General features: G+C 61.6%; 26 protein-coding genes and 2 tRNA genes. 12 read left to right on the top strand and 16 right to left on the bottom strand.

Going from position 1 to position 24,531, the window contains the following annotated elements:
* Positions 1 to 24: 24 nt before the first annotated feature.
* The 7 genes from nth to HALAL_RS0108375 all read left to right on the top strand — a co-directional run bounded on the left by nth (position 25) and on the right by HALAL_RS0108375 (position 5,563).
* Positions 25 to 789 carry an endonuclease III gene (nth, locus tag HALAL_RS0108405; protein WP_025273575.1) on the top strand — a complete coding sequence of 255 codons (765 nt, stop codon included), beginning with the start codon at positions 25 to 27 and terminating at the stop codon, positions 787 to 789.
* Positions 786 to 1,382 (top strand): TlpA family protein disulfide reductase, encoded by a 597-nt coding sequence (locus HALAL_RS17560; RefSeq protein WP_025273574.1) that lies wholly within the window; start codon positions 786 to 788, stop codon positions 1,380 to 1,382. Before nth ends, HALAL_RS17560 begins: the two co-directional genes overlap by 4 nt.
* A complete protein-coding gene (locus HALAL_RS0108395) occupies positions 1,379 to 2,047 on the top strand; it encodes an NUDIX hydrolase (RefSeq protein WP_025273573.1) in 669 nt (222 codons plus the stop codon). The genes HALAL_RS17560 and HALAL_RS0108395 overlap by 4 nt, the downstream gene beginning before the upstream one ends.
* A gap of 16 nt (positions 2,048 to 2,063) precedes the next feature.
* A complete protein-coding gene (locus HALAL_RS0108390) occupies positions 2,064 to 3,260 on the top strand; it encodes a MarP family serine protease (RefSeq protein ID WP_029767608.1) in 1,197 nt (398 codons plus the stop codon).
* A 657-nt stretch (positions 3,261 to 3,917) separates the two neighbouring features.
* Positions 3,918 to 4,595, top strand: coding sequence for a Crp/Fnr family transcriptional regulator (locus tag HALAL_RS0108385; protein ID WP_025273571.1), 678 nt, complete (start codon positions 3,918 to 3,920; stop codon positions 4,593 to 4,595).
* A 243-nt stretch (positions 4,596 to 4,838) separates the two neighbouring features.
* Positions 4,839 to 5,126: a F0F1 ATP synthase subunit epsilon gene (locus HALAL_RS0108380; protein ID WP_025273570.1), complete on the top strand. Its 288-nt coding sequence runs from the start codon at positions 4,839 to 4,841 to the stop codon at positions 5,124 to 5,126.
* A gap of 2 nt (positions 5,127 to 5,128) precedes the next feature.
* Complete coding sequence (locus HALAL_RS0108375; protein ID WP_051462841.1) at positions 5,129 to 5,563, top strand: DUF2550 domain-containing protein; 435 nt, start codon at positions 5,129 to 5,131, stop codon at positions 5,561 to 5,563.
* On the opposite strand, the gene HALAL_RS18580 is transcribed toward HALAL_RS0108375, so the two are convergent.
* Positions 5,560 to 6,174: an NAD(P)H-dependent oxidoreductase gene (locus HALAL_RS18580; RefSeq protein ID WP_025273568.1), complete on the bottom strand. Its 615-nt coding sequence runs from the start codon at positions 6,172 to 6,174 to the stop codon at positions 5,560 to 5,562. The genes HALAL_RS0108375 and HALAL_RS18580 overlap by 4 nt on opposite strands.
* Between HALAL_RS18580 and HALAL_RS0108365 the strand changes: the two genes are divergently transcribed.
* Positions 6,136 to 7,194 (top strand): cupin domain-containing protein, encoded by a 1,059-nt coding sequence (locus HALAL_RS0108365; protein WP_156937672.1) that lies wholly within the window; start codon positions 6,136 to 6,138, stop codon positions 7,192 to 7,194. The two genes, HALAL_RS18580 and HALAL_RS0108365, sit on opposite strands and share 39 nt — an antisense overlap.
* A 26-nt stretch (positions 7,195 to 7,220) precedes the next feature.
* Here HALAL_RS0108365 and HALAL_RS0108360 read toward each other — a convergent pair whose 3' ends face one another.
* Complete coding sequence (locus tag HALAL_RS0108360) at positions 7,221 to 7,814, bottom strand: cob(I)yrinic acid a,c-diamide adenosyltransferase (protein WP_025273566.1); 594 nt, start codon at positions 7,812 to 7,814, stop codon at positions 7,221 to 7,223.
* 113 nt (positions 7,815 to 7,927) lie between these two features.
* On the opposite strand from HALAL_RS0108360, the gene HALAL_RS0108355 reads away from it, so the two are divergent.
* Positions 7,928 to 8,779, top strand: coding sequence for a 3-hydroxyacyl-CoA dehydrogenase family protein (locus HALAL_RS0108355; RefSeq protein ID WP_025273565.1), 852 nt, complete (start codon positions 7,928 to 7,930; stop codon positions 8,777 to 8,779).
* Between the two features lie 67 nt (positions 8,780 to 8,846).
* On the opposite strand, the gene HALAL_RS0108350 is transcribed toward HALAL_RS0108355, so the two are convergent.
* The 4 genes from HALAL_RS0108350 to HALAL_RS19310 all read right to left on the bottom strand — a co-directional run bounded on the left by HALAL_RS0108350 (position 8,847) and on the right by HALAL_RS19310 (position 10,703).
* On the bottom strand, positions 8,847 to 9,269 hold the full coding sequence (locus HALAL_RS0108350; RefSeq protein ID WP_025273564.1) for a MaoC/PaaZ C-terminal domain-containing protein: 423 nt from the start codon (positions 9,267 to 9,269) through the stop codon (positions 8,847 to 8,849).
* Between the two features lie 4 nt (positions 9,270 to 9,273).
* Positions 9,274 to 9,666, bottom strand: coding sequence for an FAS1-like dehydratase domain-containing protein (locus tag HALAL_RS0108345; protein WP_025273563.1), 393 nt, complete (start codon positions 9,664 to 9,666; stop codon positions 9,274 to 9,276).
* 21 nt (positions 9,667 to 9,687) lie between these two features.
* Positions 9,688 to 9,858: a 50S ribosomal protein L33 gene (rpmG, locus tag HALAL_RS18120; protein WP_084471918.1), complete on the bottom strand. Its 171-nt coding sequence runs from the start codon at positions 9,856 to 9,858 to the stop codon at positions 9,688 to 9,690.
* Positions 9,859 to 10,337: 479 nt separating this feature from the next.
* Positions 10,338 to 10,703: a metalloregulator ArsR/SmtB family transcription factor gene (locus tag HALAL_RS19310; protein ID WP_025273561.1), complete on the bottom strand. Its 366-nt coding sequence runs from the start codon at positions 10,701 to 10,703 to the stop codon at positions 10,338 to 10,340.
* Between the two features lie 55 nt (positions 10,704 to 10,758).
* On the opposite strand from HALAL_RS19310, the gene HALAL_RS0108330 reads away from it, so the two are divergent.
* Entirely contained in the window at positions 10,759 to 11,523 is a 765-nt protein-coding gene (locus HALAL_RS0108330; protein ID WP_025273560.1) for an SDR family NAD(P)-dependent oxidoreductase, read from the top strand.
* 253 nt (positions 11,524 to 11,776) lie between these two features.
* Here the strand turns inward: HALAL_RS0108330 and HALAL_RS0108325 are convergent.
* The 3 genes from HALAL_RS0108325 to HALAL_RS0108315 all read right to left on the bottom strand — a co-directional run bounded on the left by HALAL_RS0108325 (position 11,777) and on the right by HALAL_RS0108315 (position 14,563).
* A tRNA-Met gene (locus HALAL_RS0108325) sits at positions 11,777 to 11,848 on the bottom strand.
* Positions 11,849 to 11,914: 66 nt separating this feature from the next.
* Positions 11,915 to 11,987 (bottom strand) — tRNA-Thr (locus HALAL_RS0108320).
* A gap of 107 nt (positions 11,988 to 12,094) precedes the next feature.
* Positions 12,095 to 14,563, bottom strand: coding sequence for a putative bifunctional diguanylate cyclase/phosphodiesterase (locus HALAL_RS0108315; RefSeq protein WP_025273559.1), 2,469 nt, complete (start codon positions 14,561 to 14,563; stop codon positions 12,095 to 12,097).
* 546 nt (positions 14,564 to 15,109) lie between these two features.
* Between HALAL_RS0108315 and HALAL_RS0108305 the strand changes: the two genes are divergently transcribed.
* Positions 15,110 to 15,949 (top strand): M23 family metallopeptidase, encoded by an 840-nt coding sequence (locus HALAL_RS0108305; protein WP_169732423.1) that lies wholly within the window; start codon positions 15,110 to 15,112, stop codon positions 15,947 to 15,949.
* Positions 15,950 to 16,018: 69 nt separating this feature from the next.
* On the opposite strand, the gene pcrA is transcribed toward HALAL_RS0108305, so the two are convergent.
* The 6 genes from pcrA to HALAL_RS0108275 form a co-directional block, all read right to left on the bottom strand.
* A complete protein-coding gene (gene pcrA, locus HALAL_RS0108300) occupies positions 16,019 to 18,229 on the bottom strand; it encodes a DNA helicase PcrA (protein ID WP_025273557.1) in 2,211 nt (736 codons plus the stop codon).
* An 88-nt stretch (positions 18,230 to 18,317) separates the two neighbouring features.
* Positions 18,318 to 18,560: a hypothetical protein gene (locus HALAL_RS0108295; protein WP_025273556.1), complete on the bottom strand. Its 243-nt coding sequence runs from the start codon at positions 18,558 to 18,560 to the stop codon at positions 18,318 to 18,320.
* A 34-nt stretch (positions 18,561 to 18,594) separates the two neighbouring features.
* Positions 18,595 to 18,918, bottom strand: coding sequence for an ArsR/SmtB family transcription factor (locus HALAL_RS0108290; protein ID WP_025273555.1), 324 nt, complete (start codon positions 18,916 to 18,918; stop codon positions 18,595 to 18,597).
* Between the two features lie 156 nt (positions 18,919 to 19,074).
* Entirely contained in the window at positions 19,075 to 19,365 is a 291-nt protein-coding gene (locus HALAL_RS0108285; protein WP_025273554.1) for a chorismate mutase, read from the bottom strand.
* 315 nt (positions 19,366 to 19,680) lie between these two features.
* Complete coding sequence (locus HALAL_RS0108280) at positions 19,681 to 20,772, bottom strand: thioester domain-containing protein (RefSeq protein ID WP_025273553.1); 1,092 nt, start codon at positions 20,770 to 20,772, stop codon at positions 19,681 to 19,683.
* A gap of 296 nt (positions 20,773 to 21,068) precedes the next feature.
* Entirely contained in the window at positions 21,069 to 22,223 is a 1,155-nt protein-coding gene (locus HALAL_RS0108275; protein ID WP_025273552.1) for a thioester domain-containing protein, read from the bottom strand.
* A gap of 248 nt (positions 22,224 to 22,471) precedes the next feature.
* On the opposite strand from HALAL_RS0108275, the gene HALAL_RS0108270 reads away from it, so the two are divergent.
* Complete coding sequence (locus tag HALAL_RS0108270) at positions 22,472 to 23,695, top strand: phosphatidylserine decarboxylase (protein ID WP_025273551.1); 1,224 nt, start codon at positions 22,472 to 22,474, stop codon at positions 23,693 to 23,695.
* 61 nt (positions 23,696 to 23,756) lie between these two features.
* Here HALAL_RS0108270 and HALAL_RS0108265 read toward each other — a convergent pair whose 3' ends face one another.
* A complete protein-coding gene (locus HALAL_RS0108265; protein ID WP_025273550.1) occupies positions 23,757 to 24,491 on the bottom strand; it encodes a CDP-alcohol phosphatidyltransferase family protein in 735 nt (244 codons plus the stop codon).
* Positions 24,492 to 24,531 lie beyond the last annotated feature (40 nt).

Genomic DNA, 24,531 nt, shown 5'->3' with positions numbered 1-24,531 from the left:
GTGTGCTTCGCGTAAACTGGCTCTGTGACCGCTGCTGCTGCCAAGAATGGAACCGAAACCGACCTGGCGAGAAAACGCCGGGCGCGCACCGTCGATAAACTGCTGGCCGAGGCGCATCCGGACGCCCATTGCGAGTTGGATTACTCGAACCCCCTGGAACTGGCGATCGCCACGATCCTGTCGGCTCAGTGCACGGACGTGCGTGTCAATAAGACGACCCCGGACCTGTTCGCCCGCTACCGTTCGGCGGAGGACTACGCCGCCGCCGATCCGGAGGAGGTCGAGAAGCTGATCCGTCCGACGGGTTTTTACCGCAATAAGACGAAGTCGATCATCGGGATGTGCCGGGCTCTGGTGGAGAAGTACGACGGGGAGCTTCCGTCGGATCTCAAGGCGTTGACCGCGCTGCCGGGTATCGGCCGTAAGACCGCGAACGTCATTCGGGGCAATGCCTTCGGTCTTCCGGGAATCACCGTCGATACGCATATGCTGCGGATTACCCGCCGACTGGGTTTGACCGAGAACTCGGACGCGGTGAAGGTGGAGTTCGACCTGCGCGAGCTGCTGGACGAATCGGAGTGGACCATGTTCAGTCACCGGATCATCTTCCACGGCAGGCGCGTATGCCAGGCGCGTAAACCCGCGTGCGGGGCCTGTACCCTGGCGCGTTACTGTCCCTCGTTCGGAGACGGCCCCACCGATCCGGCCGAGGCGGCACCCCTGGTGAAGGGGGATCGTCGGGTGGAGTTGCTCGATCTGGCCGGCGTCTCAGCGGAGGGCGGCGCATGAGGATCGCGGGGAAACGGTCACGTTTGACGTGGGGTGTGGTGTTGGCGGCGGTGACGGCGCTGTCGGCCTGTACGTCCCCGTCGCAATCGTCGTCGTCTCCACTCGAGGAGAGCGACGCCGCTCCGGCGTGGGAGGTGCCGTGTGGTGACTATGAGGCCGAGGTGGACATCGCCGAGGTCGGCGATCACGACTTGACGTGTTTGGGGACCGACGAGCCTTTCACCGTCGGACCGACGGATCAACCGCTGGTGTTGTCGCTGTGGGCGAGTTGGTGCGGTCCGTGCCGGGAGGAAATGCCGGAGTTGGAGCGTTTCTTTCAGAGCCATTCCGATCAGGTGGATGTGGTCGGGGTGAACACGGGTGATACTCGTGATCGCGCTCGCTGGTTCGCGGAGGACTTCGAGGTGACGTTCCCGAGTGTTTTCGATCCGGAGGAGGCTTTGCGTCGGGACTTTTCGGTTCCGGCCCTGCCGGCTCTCGTTCTGGTACGTCCCGACGGGTCTATCGCCGAGGTCGTCACCGAGGCGGGGGTGGATTACGAGACGTTGGTGGAGCGGTCCAACGATGCCTTCGGTCTGGAGTTGAGTGTATGAGCGATGCTCCCGAATGGTGGTTCGATCTTCTACGTGCGGTGGACGACGAGTCCGGTCGGTCGGGTTCCCTGTCGTCTCTGCCGACCGCACAGCGGGCGTCGGGGGCTCGCTCCGCGGCGGTTTTGGTGCTGCTCGCCGATGGTGACGAAGGACCGGAGATAGTGCTCCAGGAGCGCGCGCACCATCTGCGGCACCATCCCGGGCAGATGTCCTTTCCCGGGGGCGCTCTTGAGGAGTGCGATGCGGACGCGACGGACGCGGCGCTCCGTGAGGCCGAGGAGGAGCTGGGCGTCAAACCCGCCGGTGTCGAGATCGGGGTGGAGCTGCCTCCGTTGTGGATACCGGTGTCGAGTTATCTCGTCACCTGTGTGCTGGCGCGATGGAGCGAGCCGCATCCGGTTCAGCCGGTTGACGTCAACGAGGTTGCGGCGGTGCACAGCGTTTCCTTGCGGACTCTGGCTCACCCCGAAAACCGTGGTACCGTCACATATCCCAGTGGAAGAACCGGGCCAGGCTTTCACGTTGACGGAGTGCCGTTGATCTGGGGGTTCACCGGTGGAGTTCTCTCGTGGCTGATTTCCGACATGGGCATGGAGCGCGATTGGGACCCGGATCGGTTTTTCTCCCTGGAACAGCAACGCAGGGTGTGGCAGCGGCGCTCATAAGGTAGGGAGTTGAGTAATGCCAGGTGAGACCGGTGGACTGGTCATTGATATTGTCATCGTGGTACTTGCCCTGCTCTTTGCGGGCCACGGTTACCGGCAGGGATTCATCATCTCGGCGGCCACCTTCGTCGGCTTTCTCGGTGGGGCCGTTTTGGGGGTTCAGCTGGTCCCCTGGATCGCCGGGTATTACCACGATCCTTCCACAAAGCTGCTCGCCGCTCTGATTGTCATTTTCGCCACCGCCCTGATCTGCCAGGCCGTCTGCACCTTCCTCGGCCATAAGCTGCGGCGTCACCTGCGATGGGAGAAACTCCGTAAGCTCGACCATATCGGTGGACCGATCGTTTCGTTGAGCGCGGTTTTCCTGGCCACGTGGCTCATCGCCGCTCCCCTGGCCATGTCGTCGATCCCCGAGGTCGCCAGTGCCGTGCGGCATTCCGAATTGGTTCGCACCATCGACGACCACATGCCCTCGCCCGTCCAAGGCGTCTACGAGTCGATGCGCGACGAGCTCAACACGTCCGAAATTCCGGATGTATTCGGCGGTCTACGTCCTACCGACGCTCCGGACGTGCCGCCTCCCGACCCCGAGCTGGCGGCGTCTCCGTTGGTTCGCGACGCCGAGGCCTCGGTGCTGAAGGTACACGGTTCGGCGTCGCGGTGCAGTCGCCAGATCGAAGGCTCGTCGTTCGTCTACGCCGACGACCGTGTCGTCACCAATGCACATGTGGTGGCGGGAACCGACTCCGTCCAAGTGGAGTCGAACGGCGCGAGGTACGACGCGCGGGTGACGGTGTTCGACTCCGACGCCGACCTGGCGATCCTCCACGTGCCGGGGCTGGAGGCCCCCGCCCTGCCTTTGGCGGACCAACCGGCTCCCGACGGGGAGGACTCCATTGTGTTGGGTTATCCGGGCGGTGGTGATTACACTCCGACCGCGGCTCGAATCCGCGATTCGCGCATGGTGACGGGCCCGAACATATATGAAAACGGCTCGACGACACGTGAGGTGTATCAATTGCGCGCTCAAATCATCAGCGGCAATTCCGGCGGTCCACTTCTTACCACGGACGGGTACATTATCGGCGTCATTTTCGCGGCCGCGCTTGACGACCCCGAGACGGGTTACGCCTTGACCATGAACGAGGCACAGTCGGCGTTGGAGGCCGGACTGTCCTCCAACGCGGAAGTGGGAACGGGGGCGTGCACCTAGCCCGCGGCGGAATCGTGAGGCCGTGCCCAGGGGCTCGGCACGGACGAGTGATCTTGTGAATAAGATAAGGAGAATGTTATTCAGATTACGCGCCGATACCAAGACGCACGCACGAGCACTGAGTCAGTCCTCACATGTGTGGGCAGCGGTCACAATTAGCAGTACGCTATAGAACGTCACACTGAATTGACATTGGCGACTTCCTGCTCGCACGCCGTCTGGGTCCTCATTTTGTGAGGTTTTTGAGGCCGGTCGTCTAGGGAGTCTCAACGAGGGCGTTACCACACCTCTTAATTCATCCGGTAAAGTACTAATACATTAGTGCGTGGATAAAAAATGATGTTTAAGCCTAAATGTCGTTTTTATACCTCCGATGAAAAGTGAATACGCAGAGGCCCACGAAAACGGGTCCACACAAACGCCACTGGAGCGAGAGCACGTGAACGTCGAACTCCCGTGGATTACGTAAGTGACTCTTTAAAGCGCCTTTAGGTTCACTGATTGACCAGGGAAGTCGTGGGAACGTGGATGTCATGACGGGGGTGCGGTCATAAAAAGGAACATTTTGCTTTTCTTGACATGATCGCGGACATAGACTCAGAGATACAGCATGAATAGTGCTCACCAGAGTGCTCACTAGAAAGGTGCGAGAAGGACATGGAAGATGTATTGGCCAGGGCCGCCCTTTTCAAGGGCGTCGACCCCGAAGCAGTCGAATCACTCATCAAAGAGATGGAGTACATCGACGTCAACAAGGGCCAGACCGTCTTCACCGAAAACGAGCCCGGGGACAGCCTGTACATCGTAATGTCCGGCAAGGTGAAACTCGGTCGTCGCTCCACTGACGGGCGCCAAAACCTCATCGCGGTTATGGGCCCCAGTGACATGGTCGGTGAATTGGCCCTATTCGACCCGGGTCCACGGACCGCCACGGCAACCGCGCTCACCGACACGCGCCTGGCTCGCCTGTCCAAGACCGCGCTACGTCCTTGGTTGACCAACCGTCCCGAGATCGCCGAGCAGCTGCTGCGCGTCATCGCACGTCGCCTGCGCCGCACCAACGACTCGATGGCCGACCTGATCTTCACCGACGTACCCGGGCGTGTCGCCAAGGCCCTGCTGCACATGGCCAGCCGCTTCGGCACCCGTGACGGTGGCGTCCTGCGCGTCACGCACGACCTGACCCAGGAAGAACTGGCTCAGCTCGTCGGGGCCTCCCGCGAAACGGTGAACAAAGCGCTCGCCGACTTCGCGGGTCGTGGATGGCTGCGTCTGGACGGAAAGAGCGTCATCATCATGGACCCCGAGCGTTTGGCTCGCCGGGCCCGCGTTTAAGGGCCGAACGACCACGTTCGGTCGGGGCCGGAGAGAGAACGAATACAGAGTTCGCCCACGTAGCTCACACCGAGCTCGTGGGCGGCCCTCTTTTCGGTCGAGTCCGGCCGTCAGGGTCCGCTCGATCGGGAACACCGCCACCGTTCGCGGCTCATACCGCGACAGCGTGGCGTGTTGTACGTTACTTGGACAATTGAGCTAGACTTTTCTTTAACTCGTTCTCAAAAGACTTTAAGGAGAGCCGTGGCTACTCATTCTCCCCTGACTGTGAAGCTGGTAGCGGTGGAAGCCCAGATTTGGGAAGGTGAGGCCTCCTCGGTCTACGCCCGCACCACCGAAGGTGAACTGGGTGTTTACCCGGGCCACATCCCCATGCTCGGCGAAGTGGCCGTGGACAGCAACGTTCACCTGTACACCACCGAAGGCGAGCGCCTCGACTTCGAGGTTACCGGCGGATTCATTTCCATCACCGCCGACGGGGTCACCGTTCTCGCCGAATCGGCCCGTCAAGTAGAGGCGGCGACTGCGTAACGATGTGGATCGCACTGCTATTGGCCCTCCTCGCCATCGTCGTAGGGCTAGCAGTGTGCCTCGCGCTCACCTATTTGCGCCGGAGAGTACTGACTCGCCGGGTGGCATCCATGCCGATGGCCGCTCATCTGCGATTTAAGACTCCGGGACGCGGTTGGGCGCCCGGTTACGCCGTATACGAGGGTTCCGCCCTCCATTGGTACCGAATGTTCTCTTTGTCCTGGAAACCACGGCTCACTCTGTACCAGGGCGATCTGGTCATTACCGATCGACGCGGACCGGTGGACGGCGAGGAGCTCATGTTTCCCGCCGGGATCAAAATTCTGGTTTGCGACTCGTCGCAGGGCGTTCTGGAGCTTGCCATGTCGCCCTCCGCGTTGACGGGTTTTTCTTCTTGGTCAGAGGCCGCACCTCCGGGTGCGGCCTCTTCTCTTTAGCGTTCGCCCGCCGCGGCGAGTTCACTCACCTGTTTCTCCACCTGCGCTTGAAGCTCCGCATAGTGAGCGTCGCGATCGTCGACGCCTTCGCCCTCGGCATTGAACACGAGGTGCAGCCGAGTCTCTTTGAGGCCGCATACGTGCCCGGTTCCATAGACCTGTGCGTTGAGACTGGGCAGCAATATCTCGTCGGTGCCTTCTTCATCGGCGGTGGCTCCGGCCGTGGCGATGAACAGCGCGCGCGTATCCGCCAGTCGTGGCCGGCTGCGTCCATAGGCGAAGCCGTAGTTCCAGACACGGTCGATCCACCCTTTGAGGAGGGCGGGAAAGCTGAACCAGTAGACCGGGAAGGCGATGACGACCAGATCCGCGGCCAACAGACGATCCATGTGAGCGGTGGCTTCGGGCGAGTACTCCTTGTCCCGGTCGAACCAGTCCGGCTGGTCGGCCAGGTTCATGTTCGGGTCAAAACCTTCGGCGGCGAGATCGAGGTAGTCGACGCTCCACCCCGCTTCGATGAGGTTCTTTTCGGCGAGACGGGCAAGGGTGGCGGTGAACGAATCATCGCGGTGATGGGGGTGGACGACGAGGGCGTTTCCTTTGTGGCTCATATGGTCTCCTTTGTTCAACGTGTACGGGTCAAGTACACGCCGAATCCGGCGGACCGTCGATGCTTCACCATCGGGTTCCGATATTCGATCGTCTATGGTTTGGTCATGGACCCTTTGAGTGATTTTCTACGCGGAATCCGATCCGACGGCGCCATGGTCTGTCGCGCATCCCTTCAGCCGCCCTGGGTGGTCGACCTGAACAATTCGGCGTCCCTTCGCATGATTACAATCCTGCGCGGAAGGGCCGTGCTAAAACTGCCGGACGGGTCTTCTACAGAGGTTCAGGAGCACCATACCGCCCTGGTGAACGGTGTCGAGGCAGTACGCGTCGCCGATGCCGAAGATTCATTCGGCTACCCGTACCATTGCGATTCCCACTCTTCCTGGAACGACAGTCGTGAAGACACCGATGAATTCATCGCCGAAAACCCGAACAGCGCCGTGCTCGTCGCCGGTTCGTATCAGGCTCTCAGTCGACGCCACGAGCCGCTGTTGCAGGCTTTGCCGACGGTGACGACCTACCTCGAATGCGAGGAGGCGCTTCCGGTCATGAACTACGTCGCCGACAAGGCGGCTTCGAAACAAGCGGGGACGCAGGCGATGGTGGACCGCTTTCTCGATTGGGGGCTGGTGTGTTCGCTCCAGGAATGGTTCAGCCGCCAAGGCGACCAAGCACCCCGTTGGTATCGCGGCATGTCCGACGACATCGTCGGCCCCGCCTTGGAGGTCATACACGACGACGTGGGCCATCGTTGGACGGTGGAGAGCTTGGCGCGCCACTGTCGCGTCTCCCGCGCGGCCTTCGCCGAACGTTTCCGGGAGGTCATGGACGAGCCTCCCCTGCGCTACCTCACCCGCCTACGCATGCACAGGGCTCAGGAGCTGCTGGCCGAAAGCGATCTGAGCATCGCCGCGATCGCCAGAACGGTCGGCTACGCCAACACGTACGGCTTCAGCAACGCCTTTAAAAACACCCACCACGTACGCCCCACTGAATTCCGTCTTACCAGCACGGCGTGACGCGGCGGTGTGTCTTCCGCAGGGTTCTAGTCGTCCGTGGAGCTCGACCCGGACTCACCGGGACGCCACAGGACGTCGTTACCACCGTTGGCACAGCGCGCCAAGACGAACAGTAGATCGGAAAGCCGGTTGAGGTACTGCGCCGGAAGTCCGTGCGTGGTCTCCTCTTCCACCTCCAGTAGAGCCCAGATGGAGCGTTCCGCCCGCCGTGAAATCGTGCAGGCCTGGTGCAGTAGGGCGGCTGCGGGGTTTCCTCCGCGCAGAATGAACGACCGCAACGGTTCGAGTTTTTCGTTCCATTCGTCGATCGCCGTCTCCAGGCGCTCCACATAACCGTCGTCGATGCGCAGCGGCGGGTACTTGGGGTTCTCACTCAGCGGGGTGGACAGGTCGGCACCGACGTCGAAGAGGTCGTTCTGCACTTCCGTCAGAACCGCCTGGAACGGCTCGATGTCGGCGCCGCCCAGCGCCAGGGCGACTCCGATCGCGGCATTGGTCTCATCGACGTCCGCATAGGCGGTGATGCGCGGCGAGGTCTTCGCCACGCGAGAAAAATCGGACAGCGCGGTGGTGCCCTTGTCGCCGGTCTTGGTGTAGATCTTGGTGAGATGAACTGACATGCCCACAGTCTAGAGGAAACGCTTCGCCCGTCGGCGTACTGCGGCCACGGGCATACGCACCGGAAAGGAGTCCCCGGTGCCGCGACGAATGAAACCTCCGTTAGTCTCATGTTATGGGAAAAGTGACAATAATCGGCTCGGGTCTCATGGGTTCGGGTATCGCACAGGTGACCGCTGTTGCCGGTGACGAGGTAACCCTCGTCGACAAGGACCCCGCCGCGCTCAAGCGGGCCACCGAATCCATTGAATCCTCTCTGCAACGATTCGTAGCCAAGGACAAAATCAGCGCCGACGACGCCGCTGCCGCCCAGTCACGCATCGCCACCAGCGATGATCTGAACGCGGCCGCTGACGCCGACATCGTGGTGGAAGCCGTCTTCGAGCGTCTCGAGATAAAACAGGACCTCTTCGCCCGACTCTCGGAGATCGTCGGTAAGGACACCCTGCTGGCGACGAACACGTCCGCCATTCCGATCACCGAAATCGCCGCCACCGCCTCGCACCCCGAGCGCGTCGTGGGGACGCACTTCTTCTCCCCGGTACCGATGATGAAGCTGTGCGAGCTGGTACGCGGATACAAGACCAGCGACGAAGCCCTCGATCGTGCCCGGGCCTTCGCCGAGAAGATCGGCAAGACCTGCATCGTCGTCAATCGCGACATCGCCGGGTTCGCCACCACGCGTTTGATCTGCGCTCTGGTCAACGAGGCCATCCGGCTCGTCGAGGACGGAGTCATCTCCGCCGAGGACGTCGACACGGCTTGTCAGCTAGGTTTCGGCCACCCCATGGGGCCACTGGCGACGGCCGATCTCACCGGTATCGACGTGCTGACGCACGCCACCGAGAACATTCACGACGACACCCCGGAGGCACAGTTCCATCCTCCGGCTCTCATGCGTCGTCTGCTGGCTTCCGGCGACATCGGACGCAAGAGCGGCCAAGGTTTCTTCAACTACGACAAATAACCGCGTCGTCTGAACACGCGTGAGGGCCCGCCGATGTCGGCGGGCCCTCACACTACGGTTTCACCGCTTATGCCGCCCGGCAGGTAATACGGGCGGGAGCCAGTACGCGGTTTCCTTCGCTGGACACGGTGACGGCCAGCTCGAGCTCGTCATCGTCGACTCGGCGCACTTTGGCCTCCACATCGATGGCTCCGCCGTCGTCGGCCGACACCACCACGGGGCGGGCAAAACGACCGGACAGCCGCGACACATCGGCGGTCAGCCCGGCGTCGTCCAGCCATTCACTGATCGCTCGGGCCGCAAGGCCCAAGGTGTACATCCCGTGAGTGATCACGTCCGGCAGACCCGCATCGCGAGCGGCCTGTTCATCCAAGTGAATCGGGTTGTGATCGCCGGAGGCCTCGGCGTAGGCGCGCAGATCGGCGCGCGAAATGGTGAACCGGCGATCAACCACCGGTTGGCCTTTGTCAAAATCGTCGAAACGCCCCATATCGCTACTCCCCTGCCACAAACAGAACGGTCGTGACCTTGGCGATCGGCTCATCGGCCGTCTCCACCAAGGTCGAAAGGGTCAACAGTTCGTTTCCAGCCACCTCTTTGATCGATTCAACGGTGACGGTGCAATTCACCACGTCACCCACCCGGGGCTGCCGGTAGTAGTCGAATTGCTGTTCGCGGTGCAGAACCTTGCTGAAATCCAGGCCAAAGTCCGGGTCCTCGATCAGCCGATCGGAGGCGGGAAGGGTCAGGGATATGAGAAAGGTGGGCGGAACGGTGCGAGTATCTTCAAGCCCCAGGGCAGAGGCAAAGGCCGCAACGGATTCTGGGGCAATCTCCACCGAATCGGTTTTCGGCAGGGATTGCCCCACATAAGAAGTATTAAGCATTGGAGGTGGAAGAAACCGTAACTAGCGGGTCTCGCGGTGCGGCTGGTGAGTGCGGCAACGCGGGCAGAACTTCTTCAGCTGAAGACGGTCAGGCGTGTTGCGACGGTTCTTCTTGGTGATGTAGTTGCGGTCCTTGCACTCCACGCAGGCCATGGTGATTTTAGGACGGACGTCGGTAGCCTTAGCCACGATGAGTGCCTTCCTCGTTCAGGGACTGTTTTACAGTCGTGTGGACAAAACAAAAAGTGGTGATCATCGGAAACCGTATTCAGCATCGGAATCACCACTCAGTCGCGAAAGCAACCACTCAAGATTATCACCGCGAATCGACAGCTCATATTCACGATGATCAGTTTCACGCCGAAACCGCCGTGACTTCGTGGCGATGGCCGGATTCTCCCGGCAACCCAACGATGGTTGCTCCGTAGCCCTACGATAATACCTCTCATCCCCTCATCGCACCGAGGGGGAGCGGCTGTAGTGCGCAACACCACCGAAAAATCGCGGCTTCACCGGCTCAAACGCCGTCGCAGTCTCGATGTGCAAATGTGCCTCGGGCGGCTCGGACGCGCCACCACATACCGCGCTACAGCCTCAAGAGCGCGTCTGGCCGCCGAAAAACCCTTCTCTAGGAAAGCCGTAGCGATGGTCGTCGACAGCCGGTACCGCAATTACGAACGATCGCTCCCAGAATCCACGTCGCTTCGCAACCCCACATGGACGCCAACTTCGCCACTGTCGACCGCCCCTAGAACCGCATCCAGGAGTCCCGGAAACCGACTGTCAAGATCATCACGACGAAGTTCGACAAAACAACGCGTGCCTTCCTGGCGAGTCCGGGTGATACCCGCATCCCTCAGCGTCGTCAAATGATAGCTCAACGTTGACTTGGACACCGGCGCTTGAAGCTCGGCCCAGCCACGTTCACAACCATCAGCGAGGACTCGCACAAGCCCGATACGAATAGGGTCACTCAGCGCTCTGAGCACATCGACGAGGACCATCTCCTCCGGTTTAGGGTGCCGCACCAATTTCATGACCCCATGATACCTTAGTTCTATATTTCACGAACATCGAACAAAGGAGTCGTCGTTGAACACTCGACCACATCAGGAATTCACCGGCAAGGTAGTCGTCGTTACCGGTGCCGGTTCAGGTATCGGCCGATCCACCGCCCGTGTGTTCGCCCAGGCCGGGGCTCAAGTGCTCGGCGTGGGCAGACGTCAGCACGCCCTCGATGAAACCACCACCGGCCACCCCACCATTAGCACCTACGCCGCCGACCTCCGCGAACCCGAAGCGTCGCAACTGGTCATCGATACAGCCGTCGACCGGTGGGGCAAGGTCGACATCCTGGTCAATAACGCCGGAGCTACCCGCATGATGCCATTGGACCAGACCACCGCAACGGGGATCGACGAACTCTTCGCGCTCAACATCACCGCGCCGAGTCTCCTGGCTCACGCCTCCGTGCCACACTTGCGCCGCAATGGTGGGGCGATCGTCAATATCTCCAGCACTTTCGGCCACAGGCCACTGCCTCACGCTGCCCACTATGCCGCTTCCAAAGCGGCGCTTGAACAGCTCACACGCAGCTGGGCACTTGAACTCGCCCCCGACGGCGTTCGTGTCAACGCCGTCGCCCCCGGGCCAACCGAGAGCGAGGCGCTTACCGCCGCAGGACTCTCCGACGCCGATGTCGAGGCTGTCAAACAAGACGAAGCTGCTCGCATTCCGCTACGCCGACGTGGCGAACCCGACGAAATCGCTAACTGGATTGCGCAATTGGCCAGCCCTTCCCACACCTGGATCACCGGCCAGGTCCTCACTGTCGACGGAGGTCTCGCTCTCACCTGAGCAACACGCCGGTACCGACGTACGGCGCTACCAAACAAGATCTTCGAATGACGTGCACCGTCGGGTTCGCGAAGAACGAGCCGCGAGCGCTCTCGTGCGACGCGGCGATAGAGCTGGAAAGAAGTTCAGGCTGTTTCAGGTGCTTCAGATTTGCGTGAGGAGGACTCGCTGCGGCCTTTCGGCCGTAAGAGGCCCCCGCAACGTGAAGATGACGTGCCTGAAACAGGAGGAACGGTCACCCACCAATCAAAAGTAGCGGTGGCCGGGATCGAACCGGCGACACAACGATTATGAGTCGTACGCTCTACCACTGAGCTACACCGCCAAATGCCATGCTAGGCAATAAAATGCACCGCCCCGTGAGCTGACCAGCTTGTGAGCGATGCCATCGAGCCCCAAAACGGAATCGAACCGTTGACCTTCTCCTTACCATGGAGACGCTCTACCGACTGAGCTATTGGGGCCTGTGCTGCGCTGTGCGCCGCGACCTCATTAAGATTACACGATCCTTATGGGCGTTTGCTTCTGGGGTCTCCATTATGACCCACAACGCATTCCGGTTGGATACTGCCTAGCGACCGGAGTTTCGATGGCTGTCGAGCCACGTCTCGAAACGTTGGGCGGGCAGCGGCCGGGTGAAGTAGTATCCCTGTCCGGAGTCGCACCCGAGCTGCCGCAGTTCGTCCATGACCTCGGCGGTTTCCACTCCCTCCGCGACGACGCGCATGTCGAAGTGTTCGGCCAGGTCGATGATGGCTTTGACGATCGCTCGATCGTCGGGGTCGGTGTTCATCCCCTGTACGAAACGGAGGTCGATCTTGATCTCACTGACCGGTAGGCGTCGTAGGTAGCTGAGGGAGGAATAACCGGTACCGAAGTCGTCCACGGCCAACTGCACTCCCGCTTCGTGGAGTCGTTGCAGGACCGGAGTGAGACGGGGTCCGTCGGCGACCATGTCGTCTTCGGTGATTTCGAAGATGAGGCGGTCGGTGGAGATTCCGAATTCATTGAGCACGTTTCCGACACGGTCGGGGAAGTTCAGGTCGGCCAGGGTTCGAGGGGAAAGATTGACCGCCATGGGCAATGGACCGTTTTCGTCGCTCCATTCGGCGGCCTGTCGCATCGATTGCCGGAGGACCCATTCGGTGAGGCGACCGAGTTGACCGGTCTGGGCGGCGATCGAGATGAACTCTTCAGGAGAGATGAAACCGTAGGTGGAGTGCGACCAGCGCAGCAGCGCTTCGGCTCCCTCCACCTCTCCGGTGCGCAGATCGATCTTGGGTTGGTAATAGACTTCCAGGGCCTCCGCGTCGAGCGCGCGGCGCAGGTCGGCGGCCAAGCCGACCCGTCGTAGGGACTGGGATTCCAGCCCGGTGTGATAGACGGTGACGTGGTTTCCGTTTTCCTTCGCCTGGCGCACGGCCGTATTGGCCCGTTGCAGCATTTCCTCGGCGGTGGAGGCAAAATCGGGGTGGGTGACGACCCCGACGGCGGCGGAGATGTCAATGAGAACGCCGTGGTGGTTGAACGGCTCCTCGGCGACCTGATCGTGCAGTTCCTGTGCCAGTTCGCCCGCCTGCCGTGTGGTGGGGACGCGTAGCTGCACGATGAACTCGTCGGAGTCCACTCGTCCGATGAACGCGCTCTGCGGCGCTTTCTGACGCAGCCGTTCGGCGAATTCGTTGAGCAGACGGTCACCCGCCTCATGGCCGAGGGCATCGTTGACTTCGTGCATGTTGTCGACGTCGAACAGCATCACCGCGGCCACGTCGTCGGCCACGTTGATCGCTATGGCCTCCGCGACCGCATCGGTCGTCCGTCGTCGATTGGGCAGCCCGGTAAGAGGGTCGTGGTAGGCGTCGTAGGTGAGTTGGTCGATCAGGCGCGAATTGTCCACCGCCACGGATACGTGGGCGGCAATGGTTTCCATAAGCTGACGGTCGTCGGAGTTGAACCGGGCGAGCTCCCCGCCGATCTTGTTGGCCACCGCCAGACAGCCGTAGGTTTCCGGTCCGGAGCGGAGCGGCACGATGATGGCTCCGTCAAGACCCGATTCGCGCAGCCAGAGCCGTTCTTCGAAGGTGCCCGCGTACGCACCCACGTCCATGGCCTGATCCTGCCGCACGACCCGCTCTTCCAGCTCCGGGTGGATCGGGTCGGTGTCGGACAAAGCCACTCCGTCGGCGGAGGACACGAGACGCACCTGCGGATAACGACCTTCGCGTGGTATCCAGAGCACGGCGTACTCGCTCTGCATGATTTCACGCAGCTTGTGCAGGACGGCGTCGAGAAGCCGATTGGAGCGGACCGCTCCCGAAGCCACCTGGGTGAAGGAATTGAGGTCGTCCAGGACCGCTCGGGCCTTGCGGATTCGGGCGTAGTTACGCGCCAGAAGGATGAAGATTCCCGCCACCAATGCGATCGGGACGATCGCCCAGACGTTGGTGTCGATGAGCGCCAGACAGATGATGCCCACCGAACCACCGATCAGGCTGACCAGTATGCCGACCGGCAGCCGCCCCACCACGGGTTTGGTCAGTGCCCACCCTTGTGCGATCGGGATGATGGTGACGAACGGAATCCAGGTGCAGACGGTGGCGATGACGACGGCGGTCACCAAGACCAGCCAGGTACGCGGCTCGTCGGCGCCGCCCAGCCCAAGGAGAGCGACGGTGACGCAGCCGGCGCTCGTACCGACGCTGCTGGCCGCCAGGTTGACCGCCGGTTTGAAGACGGGCACCTCATGCCGCAGAAGCCGGGACCCTTGCCATATAACGACGGCGAGCAGTTTCACCGCCAGCACCCAGAACAAGGGCAGATAGAAGAGCGCCAGAACCAACGCGATGTCGGAGAAGGTGAACGACAGGCTCTGGAAACGCAGTTGCAGTTGGATCTTGAGGTTCTGGGTAACCAGGAACAAAGCCAGGAACGCCAACGGCTCCACGGGCATGAGTGACTCGGTTGTCCAGAAGTGCGCGAGGGCGAAACCGGCCACGGCGTAGTAGACGAGAATCAACAGCCACGACTGCAGGATCTGCATCTTCCGCGACCCTAGATGGGGACGCTTGAACGGTCTATGGGCGGTCGCTTGCATAACAACTGTTCTCTATCCGACATATTGTCAACGATTGCGGACATTATCCGACAACCATAGTCTTTTCACCGTCTGAATCGGTCCGACCGGCGAACATCGGGCACGTTCGACGGTCACTCGTTGGACATGGCGTTCTCAGTGTGGCATACGAATCGAGCTTGCTGTATGTGGAGCCCGACCGCCGCAGGTCAAGCACCGGCTTCGACCACGGACTACACCGCCGCCGACACGCCGATCGTTCACAAATGACGCTAAAGCGCCGCACCGCCTCATAGGATGAGGCGTCTGCCTGTCCTGTGGCCACAGCCACCGGACCGCCTGACCGACCGGCACAGTGCGCCGGTACGGACATCGATGGAAGATCGAGGCTCGGCTCTTCACCACGACGGAGGTGAGGATACGTCCACGCCTCCCTTCCCATTTCAGGCGCGTACGAAAGACGACCCTCGCAGGTCCGAATCGGCGAGGCGTCCCAACGTCTTTGGAGGTATTTTGTCCAGCATTGGATTGAAAAACCCGACGTCGGACGGCGACCACTCCAACGTGGACGACCGTCCCATTCGACGCCATGCGGCCCGTCCACACCGACTACGGGGACGACACCGGGCCAAATGGACCGCCGAGATCGCGCCCTTCCTGGAAGGCACCCAGAAGCGCTATGCCGCCGTTCTCGGCGCCGCCGTGGTGGGCGCATCAACCGTGGCACTGTCGTCAGCGGCCACCCTGCCGGACAACACTCCCGACTCCACCGCGAACGAAGCGATAGCCGACATCGCGTCCAACGCCAGAGTTCCACAGCACAATACGGCCGTCAACGGTGCTCATTCCGGCACGGGCAATGTCGAGAACGGCTCGACGGACGGCGCGGACGAGGCGAGCGAATCGCGCGAGGTGGAACGCCGCAACATTCCCCATTCGGAGGTAACGGTTCAGTCGCCGGAACGGAGGTGGGTCGAACCGTTGAAGGACATCATGATCACCTCGCAATACGGCCCCCGCTGGGGTTCCAGCCACAACGGGGTGGACTTTTCGGCCGCGACGGGCGATCCCATATACGCCGTTTATCCGGGTGAAGTGGTCACCGCCGGCTGGGAGGGCGGATTCGGTCGTCTCGTGATACTCGATCACGGTGACGGCGTACAGACCTACTACGCTCATAATTCCGAGCTGCTGGTCGAACCGGGCCAATGGGTGGAGGCCGGAGATCAGATTTCCAAGGCCGGAAACACGGGATTCTCGCTGGGGTCGCACTTGCACCTCGAGGTGCACGACAACGGCACACCGGTGGAGCCGCTCAGTTTCCTGCAGGAAAAAGGGCTCAGCTTGCGGTAGTTCCCGTCGGTGAGGAGGAAACTCGCCTCACCGACGCATCATTGTGGGCCGCTCACACGGCCCGGCGGCTCATTCGACCTTCGTCAGGGGCGCGAGCCGCAGAATCACCCACTTGGGCTCGCCGCTCCCGAAATCGATGCGCGCTTGGGCCCGTGGCCCCGACCCTTTCGTCTCCACCACCTTGCCGGTTCCCCATTTGGCGTGTTCGACCTGATCGCCGACCGTCAGCACCGGGACGTCGGCGGCCTCCTTCACCGCGATCGGTTGGCCGAAGGACGGCGTCTTCCCCAGTTTGCGTGGGGCCGCCGGTGGTGTGGAGTCGTTCCATTCGAGCAGCTCCCCGGGGATTTCCCCGAGGAATCGGCTGGCCGGGAAGAACTGCGGAGTTCCGAATACGCTCCGGGACGTGGCGCGGGTGAGGAAAAGGCGCCGGCGGGCTCGGGTCAGGCCGACGTAGGCCAGTCGACGTTCCTCTTCCAAGTCGTCGGGCTTCGACATGGATCGTTCGTGCGGAAACATTCCGTCGTCCATCCCGGTGAGAAAGACGGTGTCGTATTCGAGCCCCTTGGCGGTGTGCAAGGTCATGAGCGTCACTTGCCCCTCGTCGTCGGGGATCGCGTCGCTGTCGGCCACAAGGGCGATGTGTTCCAAGAACGACGCCGTGTCGGTCGCCTCGGGTTCATCGTCGTCGACGGCGGATTCGGCGGTGAACTCGTGCGCCACCGAAATCAGCTCCTGAATATTGTCCACCCGTGACTCGTCCCGTGGATCGCGAGACGCCGAAAGGTCCTCCAGGTACCCGGTGTCGGAGAGGAGCTGCTCCACGACCTCGTCCGGCCCGGCCGTATAGGACAATCGGCGCGCGTTGGCCATGATCTCGGTGAACCGCTTGACCGCCGTACGGGCGCGAGGGGACAGCTGCGGGATGTCGTCGGCCTCCGCAGCGGCGGCGGGAAAGGATATGTCCCTACTGGCCGCCCACGCCGAGACCGCCCCCACGGCCTTATCTCCCAACCCGCGTTTGGGTACGTTGATGATGCGCTGGGCCGATACCGTGTCGTCGGGGTTGACCACGAGTTTCAGATAGGCCAGCAGGTCCCGGATTTCCTTACGCTCGTAAAACCGCACCCCGCCGACGACCTTGTACGGAATACCGCGTCGGATGAAGATCTCCTCGAAGGCACGGGACTGTGCGTTGGTGCGGTAGAAGACGGCCATATCCGAAAATCCGGCCGCACCGTCGTCTATCAAGTCGTCGATACGATTGGCCACCCACGTCGCTTCGGCGGACTCGGATTCGGCGTTGTAGCCGACGATCGTGGCACCGCCGCCCTGCGACGACCACAGCTTCTTCTCCGGTCCCCGCTGGGTGTTCTTACGGATGACGCTGTTGGCAGCGTCCAGAATCGTCTGAGTGGATCGATAGTTCTGTTCCAGCAGAACGGTGCGGGCATCGGGGTAGTCACGTTCGAATTCCAGAATATTGCGAATCGTGGCCCCGCGAAAAGCGTAAATGGACTGGTCGGCGTCCCCGACAACGGACAGTTCGGAGGCGCCGTCGCCCGTCCCCACCAGTTCCCGCAGGAAGACGTATTGCGCGTGGTTGGTGTCCTGATATTCGTCGACCAGTACATGGCGGAACCGACGCCTCCAAGTCTCCGCCACTGCGGGGAAGGTTCGGAACAGGTCGACGGTGAGCCCGATGATGTCGTCGAAGTCGACCGCATCGGCCAGACGCAAGCGGTGATTGTACTCGCGATAGATGTCGGCGATGAGTCGACTGCGGGCGTCGTCGGCGTCGGCACCGGCCTGATCGGGGCTGATCAGCTCGTTTTTCAACTTCGAAATCTCAGAGGCCAGCCAGCGTGGGGAGTGCTTTTTCGAATCCAAGTGCAGTTCTTTGACGATATGTCCCAGCAGGCGCCGGGCATCGTCGGCGTCATAGATGCTGAAGCTGCTCTTCAAATCCAATCGGGCCGCTTCCCGACGTAGAATCCGCAGGCAGGCGGAGTGGAATGTCAGCGCCCAGATGCCGCGCGCCTGCGGACCGACCAACTCGTCGAGTCGTTCGCGCATCTCCCCGGCGGCCTTGTTGGTGAAGGTGATGGCGAGAATTTCACCCGGATGTGCCCCGCGCTCCCCGATCAAGTGGGCGATCCGGTGCGTCAGGACTCGGGTTTTACCCGAGCCGGCTCCCGCCACAATGAGAAGTGGTCCGCCGGTGTGTTCGACCGCCTCGCGTTGCGGTTCATTGAGTCCTTCGAGAAGCGCAGTAGCCATAGGTGTTCCATTATGCCTCGACGACCGACGCATTCTCTCCGCCACCCCGAACCGCCGTCGAGCTCCCGTCGGCACGGTTGACGACCGCTTAGACCTCCTTAAGCATCTTCTCGATCGCCGCCACGCGAGCCTTCATCTCCACCAGCGACGCCTTGACCTCAGCGGTGTCGTCCGACACTTTCTGAGCCAGTTCACGGTAGCGCTCCTCGCGTGCGGCGACCGCTTTGGCGCGCGCCACCTTGGTTCCCCAGATGATCGACACGACGGTGATGAGCGCTATGAGAAACAGAATGCCGAAGACAAAGAGCATTCCCGCGTTTTCAACTGACATGGTGTTTTCCTTCCTGTTTTCAAAGTGGGTGCGACTATGATTCCGAGGCGCGCCGCAGGGTCGACACGGCGTCCCCGATGGTTTTCGGGGTGAGCTTGAGCTGGAAATCGGTCGGTTCGAAGTACTTGACCGCCTTCCCTTCCTCCGACAGCTCCAGCTCGCCCCGTACCAGGCCGGCCGCTTCCAGTTTCTGGAGGTGCATATGCAACAGAGGACGGCTGATTTCCAGTTCCCGCGCCAACAGGCTGACGTACTGACGGCCCTTTTCCAGCGCGGCCATGATCCGGAGGCGATGTGGATTCCCCAGCGCCGCGCAGACAACTAGGAGATCATCACCCGTCAAATCCTTCATCTCCATAAAACACTTTCCTTACCTATGTAAGAAAATCTTGACACATGAAACGCAGGAATGTCAACCCTGTTCGAAAACACCGATGCCATAGCCGTCTCAGACGCGGAAAGGGCCGCCACCGGTCGGTAGCGGCCCTGACGGAAAACGGCGATCAAAGGTCGATTACAGTGGCCCTCGGCCGGCTCGCAGAATGAGCATGGCGATTTCGGTACCGTCCTGGCCCAATGCCGTGGAGAACTTGTCTAGAATCGCCCGTTCGCGGTCCAATACCAGGCGAGTACCGCCCGAGGCCATGCGGATTTGGCCGATTTTTTGTGAAACGCCCGCACGCTCTTTCCAGAGTCGGATTATTTCGGAATCAAGAACGTCGATTCGATCTCGCAAGGTGTCCAGATCGTCGTCCGCGTTGACGGTGGAGGTTGACACTGCTGATTCAGTGGATTCACTGGTCATGAGGGCTATCCCTTCGATAGTACGGATCTAGGTAGAAATCCAGCACCGACCGGTTCCCTGAGACACAAAAAATGCCCCGGGCATCCCGCCCGGGGCTGTAGGTCATTAGCTAGCGCGACAACCTATAGCTCGGACGGACCGGGCCATAGTAAAAGTAAAATCGCGCGTTGCTGTTCATGACTCAAAGTATGCCACAGGGGACCGGCCCTAGCCAGTCCCCCTCACGACATATCCCACTGAATGACACATGCGATGCATCACATATCCGTACTCAGCGGTTCGTAGGCCGACCGTCGTCGCAACCTGCGGAGCACTTTATGCGGGGCTCCCCCAGTCTCCGGCAGTGCGCTTACGGCGCATGAGGACGAGCGCGACGGCACCGGCGGCGAGCAGAGCCGCACCGATTCCGGCGAACATCACGTAGGTGGTACCGGTTTCGGGCAGCTTCGGCTGCTTGGGAACTTCGATCGACAGGGTTACTTCGCCCTCGATCTGCTGGGAACCCTGCTCGGCGAGGATGATGCGCTGAGCCTTGAGCACGTCGGACTTGGTGCTGACCTCGTCGGGAGTGGCTTCGAAGGTGCGTCCCACGGCGAAGTAGTTGGTGTAGCTGGTGATGTTGAGCGCGAACTCGTCGGCATCCTCGCTGAGTTCGGCGTAGAAGGTGTCACCGTCGTTCAGCTCGGTCAACTCGTTGCCGTCGGCGTCTACAACGGTGGTGCCTTCCGGGCTCTCGAAGGTGAGCGGGCCAATGTTGGTGCTGGCCTGGAAGGGGCCGGCAACGCCGTCGTCGTACTCGGCATCGTCACCGGTGACTTCGAAGGTCGGCTCGTCGATCGGCTCGGGAACCGGGTCCAGGTCACTGTCCAGCAGATAGTCCTGTACGGCCGTCACAGCGGCGTCGACGTCCTCCGGGCTGCCGGTGGCGTCGTCGCCCAGCTCCCAGCCGTCGGTCAGCGACCAGATGGCGCTCTGAGTACCGGCGTAAGCGATCTGATCGCTCAGTGCCGCGTCCCAGTCGCCCTCGACACCGGCCTTTTCGAACACCGTGTCGGCGTCGTTGGAACCGAAGCCCTCGTTGAGTACCGCGAGCACTTCCTCGAGGTTCTCTACTTCTTCGCCCAGTTCATCCCAGGCCGTTTCCTCGTGGATCTTGTCTTCCTGGAGGGGGTTTTCAATCTGGATGCAGTACGAGAGCAGGCTCTGCCCATCCAGTTCAACGGAAATGAGGCTGGCTTGAATATTGCCGCCCTGGTTGCCTTTCAGCGACAATCCTTCAGCGGTGTCGATCCCACCGCGAACCGGTTCATTGCCATCGTCTTGCGCCTGTACGGCGTTTGCCGATCCGATGGCCACCAGGAGACCGGCTCCTGCCGCCGCACCGGCTTTGAGTGAACGTTTGAACATCCCTTTGACGCCCCTTAATTTAATTGAGATCGGGAGGATTAGAGATTTGTCTTCAACCACAAACACGCTCGTGAGCGATTCTCGGTTGCGGTCATGTCCATTATTCATATCCAATGGCGTCACGCCTCGCTCGGGTGGGGTACCCCGAGTACGAGGCAAGGACTTTGCGGACACGATTCGCGACGACGTTCACCTCCACATCCCGTTATCGGGGTCATGACACGAAAAACGGCGAGGAAGTCGATCGATGACGATCGCTCCCTCGCCGACATGAACAGGAGTGACGAATATCTACTTTAGACAGATGTGGTGGTACGCCGCCGGGTTGTTACCAGCAAGGCCACCGTTCCGGCGGCGACCAGCACGGCGGCCAATCCTCCCGCGTAAATAAAGGCGTTACCGGTCACCGGGAGAGTCTCGGACTCCGGAACCCCATCGGTGCGCGGCACTTCCAGTTCAAAGGCCCAGTTTGCCGGCAGTTCGGACTCGCGCGGCTGAGCGAGGATCAGTTTCTGAGACGCTTCCTTGTCCGACGCCTGGGAGAAGTCACTCGCGACCGCTTCCGGCGTCGTGGCCAGAAATACCCGCCCAAGCGGAAGATCGTAGGACGCGACTCCGTCGATGGTGATCGTGTTCGACGCCCGTTCCAAGCTGATGTAGAACTCCTCGCCGCCGGCGAGAACGTCCACCGCCTCACCGTCTTCGTCCACCAACGAACCGCCCTCGGCGGCGAGCTCCACCTGGCCCACATTGGACTGCATAATGTACGGACCGAATTTCTCACCGTCGTACGTGGCCGTGTCCAGATTTCCTATCTCAATGTTGTACTCGTCCGGGTTCGGCAGCGTACCGGTGTTGTCCACCAGGTAGTCGTAGACGGCTTCGATGGCCTCGTCGGCCACACCGTCCACTTCCACGGTGGCGTCGCCGGAGTTCAAAGTGAAGCCGTCCGTGTAATGCCACACGGCGGCCTGGGTCGCCACATACGCGACCACTTCGGCACCCACACCCGCGCCGGCGTCTAGATCTCCGTCGAAGTCGGACGCGCTCAGTAGCGCGTCAGCCGATACGTTCGGGTAGGAATTCGACAGAACCCACCGCACGGACTCGAGGTTGGGAACATTTGACTCCGTCCACTCACCCTCGGCGTACGGGTGGTCGGTGATCAGGTCGGTCTCCAAGTCGATGCAGTAGGTCAGGAGTGCCTCTCCATCGCCGTCGTGGGGGGTGAGGGAAATGATGTCGGCCTCGATCTCCATGAGGTCTCCCGAACCGTCGTCAGTGGACTCCAGAAGTGTGAGGCCTTCCGTCGTCTCAACATCACCGGTGATAAGCGGCGTTTCCTCTTCCTCGGCGTGAACCGGACTCACGGCCAAGGCGGCGATTCCACCTGCCAGAATCAACGCGCCCGTTCCCTTGAACCAGGGATTCACCGTCTGTGACTTTCGCATCTCGGCCTCCTATCGCAAAACCGTTACATCCTGGTCAACGACGGCTCTGCGGCGCTGAGACGGCTTCTCGTACGAACGATTATCGGTATTGACCAAAAGTATGACGCCGATCAGGCGGTCTCCCGAGCCGGAACCGCTCCGCTGATCGGTCGGTTCGGCGTAGGCCCGGGCGGTTCTTTTTCTCGGTCCCCGCCACTGTGCGCTTGTCGGTTTACGTTCCCTTGCGCTTAGCCTTTATAGTCAGTGCTATGCCTATCTCCACAGCCGCCGCTCGCGGAATCACAGACGAATTCAATCGCCGACGCGGCCCCAAGACCGGATTGGTCATCGGTGCCGCGTGGAACGACAATGTCCTCAAGTCGGCCCTCGAGAGCCTCATGCCCGACGACAAACTGACCGTCGTCACCGACGCGGTGGACGAAGTCCGTCGCGGCCTCGACGAGGAAGGCTCCTGGACCTCCGGAAACGTCGACGTCCTCGCTGACGTTCAGGAAGCCGCCGCGGTCGACCACATCATGCTCGCCACCCCCGTCACCGTTGAAGCCGAAGAGTTCATCAACGACATCGAAACCCTGAAGCAGAAGGTCGAAGCCGGCGGAACTCTCACCTTCGCCGCCACATTGACCGCCCCCGCACGGGAGGAAATCGCCGAACTGGTGGCCGACCACGGCATCGGGTCCGATCTCATCGCCCGTTCCTTCCCACCTCTGCGTATCCACAAGCTGCGGTTCGACTCCGCACAGTCGAAGAACGACACCGACGACATCGCGCCCGCGTGGCGGGCCTCGTCCGTACCGGTCTCACCGGGCATGCACGTCGACTCGAACGGCGTCATCGCGGCCGGTCTGTGCCTGGGCGCGGCCTTGATCACCAAACGCCTTCGCCCGAAGTCCAAGGCCTGGATGGTCCCGGCGGCCCTGTCGTTGCCGGTGGGCGCGTTCTTCCGCGACCCCGAGCGCGCCGCCGACGTGGCCGGGATGGACCCCGACCCCGATTCGGTACTGGCCGCCTCGGACGGCACGGTCACCGCCATCGAGACGGTCGTGGACGAGCGGTTCGGCGCCGCCACCGGGAACGCCGGGAGCGACTGGCTGCGCATCTCCGTCTTTCTCTCCATCTTGGACGTACACATCAACCGAGCCCCGGTTTCGGGAAACGTGGTCGACATCTTCACCGAGACGGGCGGCTTCGTCAATGCCATGAAGCCTGAGTCCGAGCACAACGCCGCCTGCTACACGGTGTTCGACACCGGACGCGGACGGGTGGCGGTCGCGCAGCGCACGGGCATGATCGCGCGTCGCATCGTCAATCGATCCAAGATCGGTGCCACGGTCGCCAAGGGTGAACGCTACGGTCTCATCCGCTTCGGATCGCGCACCGATATCTACCTGCCGCAGGGTGAAGCGCAGGCTCTGGTCGAGCCGGGCGACACCGTACGCGGAGGCGAGTCGGTACTGGCCCGCTGGAGCTAAACGGAGCATCGTCGCCGGGGCCGCATGGTCGGCCCCGGCTTTTTCCATGCGCGAGGTCGATTTACGCGGGGCTTCCCGACAGATCCTCGGACTCTTTCCCACGCCGCAGTCCGATCCACAGAATGGGACCCGCGCCCAGGTAAGCCCATACCAAGGTGTAAAACGTCATTTCATGGTCGAACCAGAAGCCGGCGATCGGAAGTGCCCAGAGCCAGATCGGCAGTTTGGCCAGCTGCCCCAGCTTGGGGTACGGGAACGGCGAGATCATGAAGATCGCACAAGTGGCGGTCAGTATTCCGACTACTCCAATGGGCTCGTCGAGCAATAGGGCCGACAGAGTGACCACCGCGGCCGCCAGTGTGGTGGGGACGCCGGAGAAGTACCGACCGTCCTTAGGCGACACGTTGAAGCGGGCCAGTCGAATCGCCGCGCAGGCTCCGAAGAAGACGCTGATGGCCAGTAGGAGCACCGAGTGGAAGGTTCCCTCCATCCAGCAGAAGAACAGAATGGGCGTCGCTACCCCGAAGGCGCACATATCGGCCAGAGAGTCCATTTGTGCGCCGAAGGGACTGGCCACTCCGAAACGTCGTGCGACCGGACCGTCGAGGCCGTCGGCGAGAACGCAGCCGACCAGTGCCGCCGCGGCGTAGGTGAGTTGCCCGTCGGTGGCCAGGACGATGGAGAAAAGGGCCAGGGTGATCGAAGCGAGAGTGAAACAGTTGGCGAGCGCGAACGAACAGCGCCGCGCCAGAGTGTGTTCGCCGGGGAGCAGGGGGATCGGTTCGGGAGCCGCCATGGAGTCATCGCTGGGCGGTCGATGAGCTGCGCGTACCCGT

The organism is Haloglycomyces albus DSM 45210, assembly GCF_000527155.1.
GTDB lineage: Bacteria > Actinomycetota > Actinomycetes > Mycobacteriales > Micromonosporaceae > Haloglycomyces > Haloglycomyces albus.
This window is presented reverse-complemented; position numbering and strand designations above follow the sequence as displayed.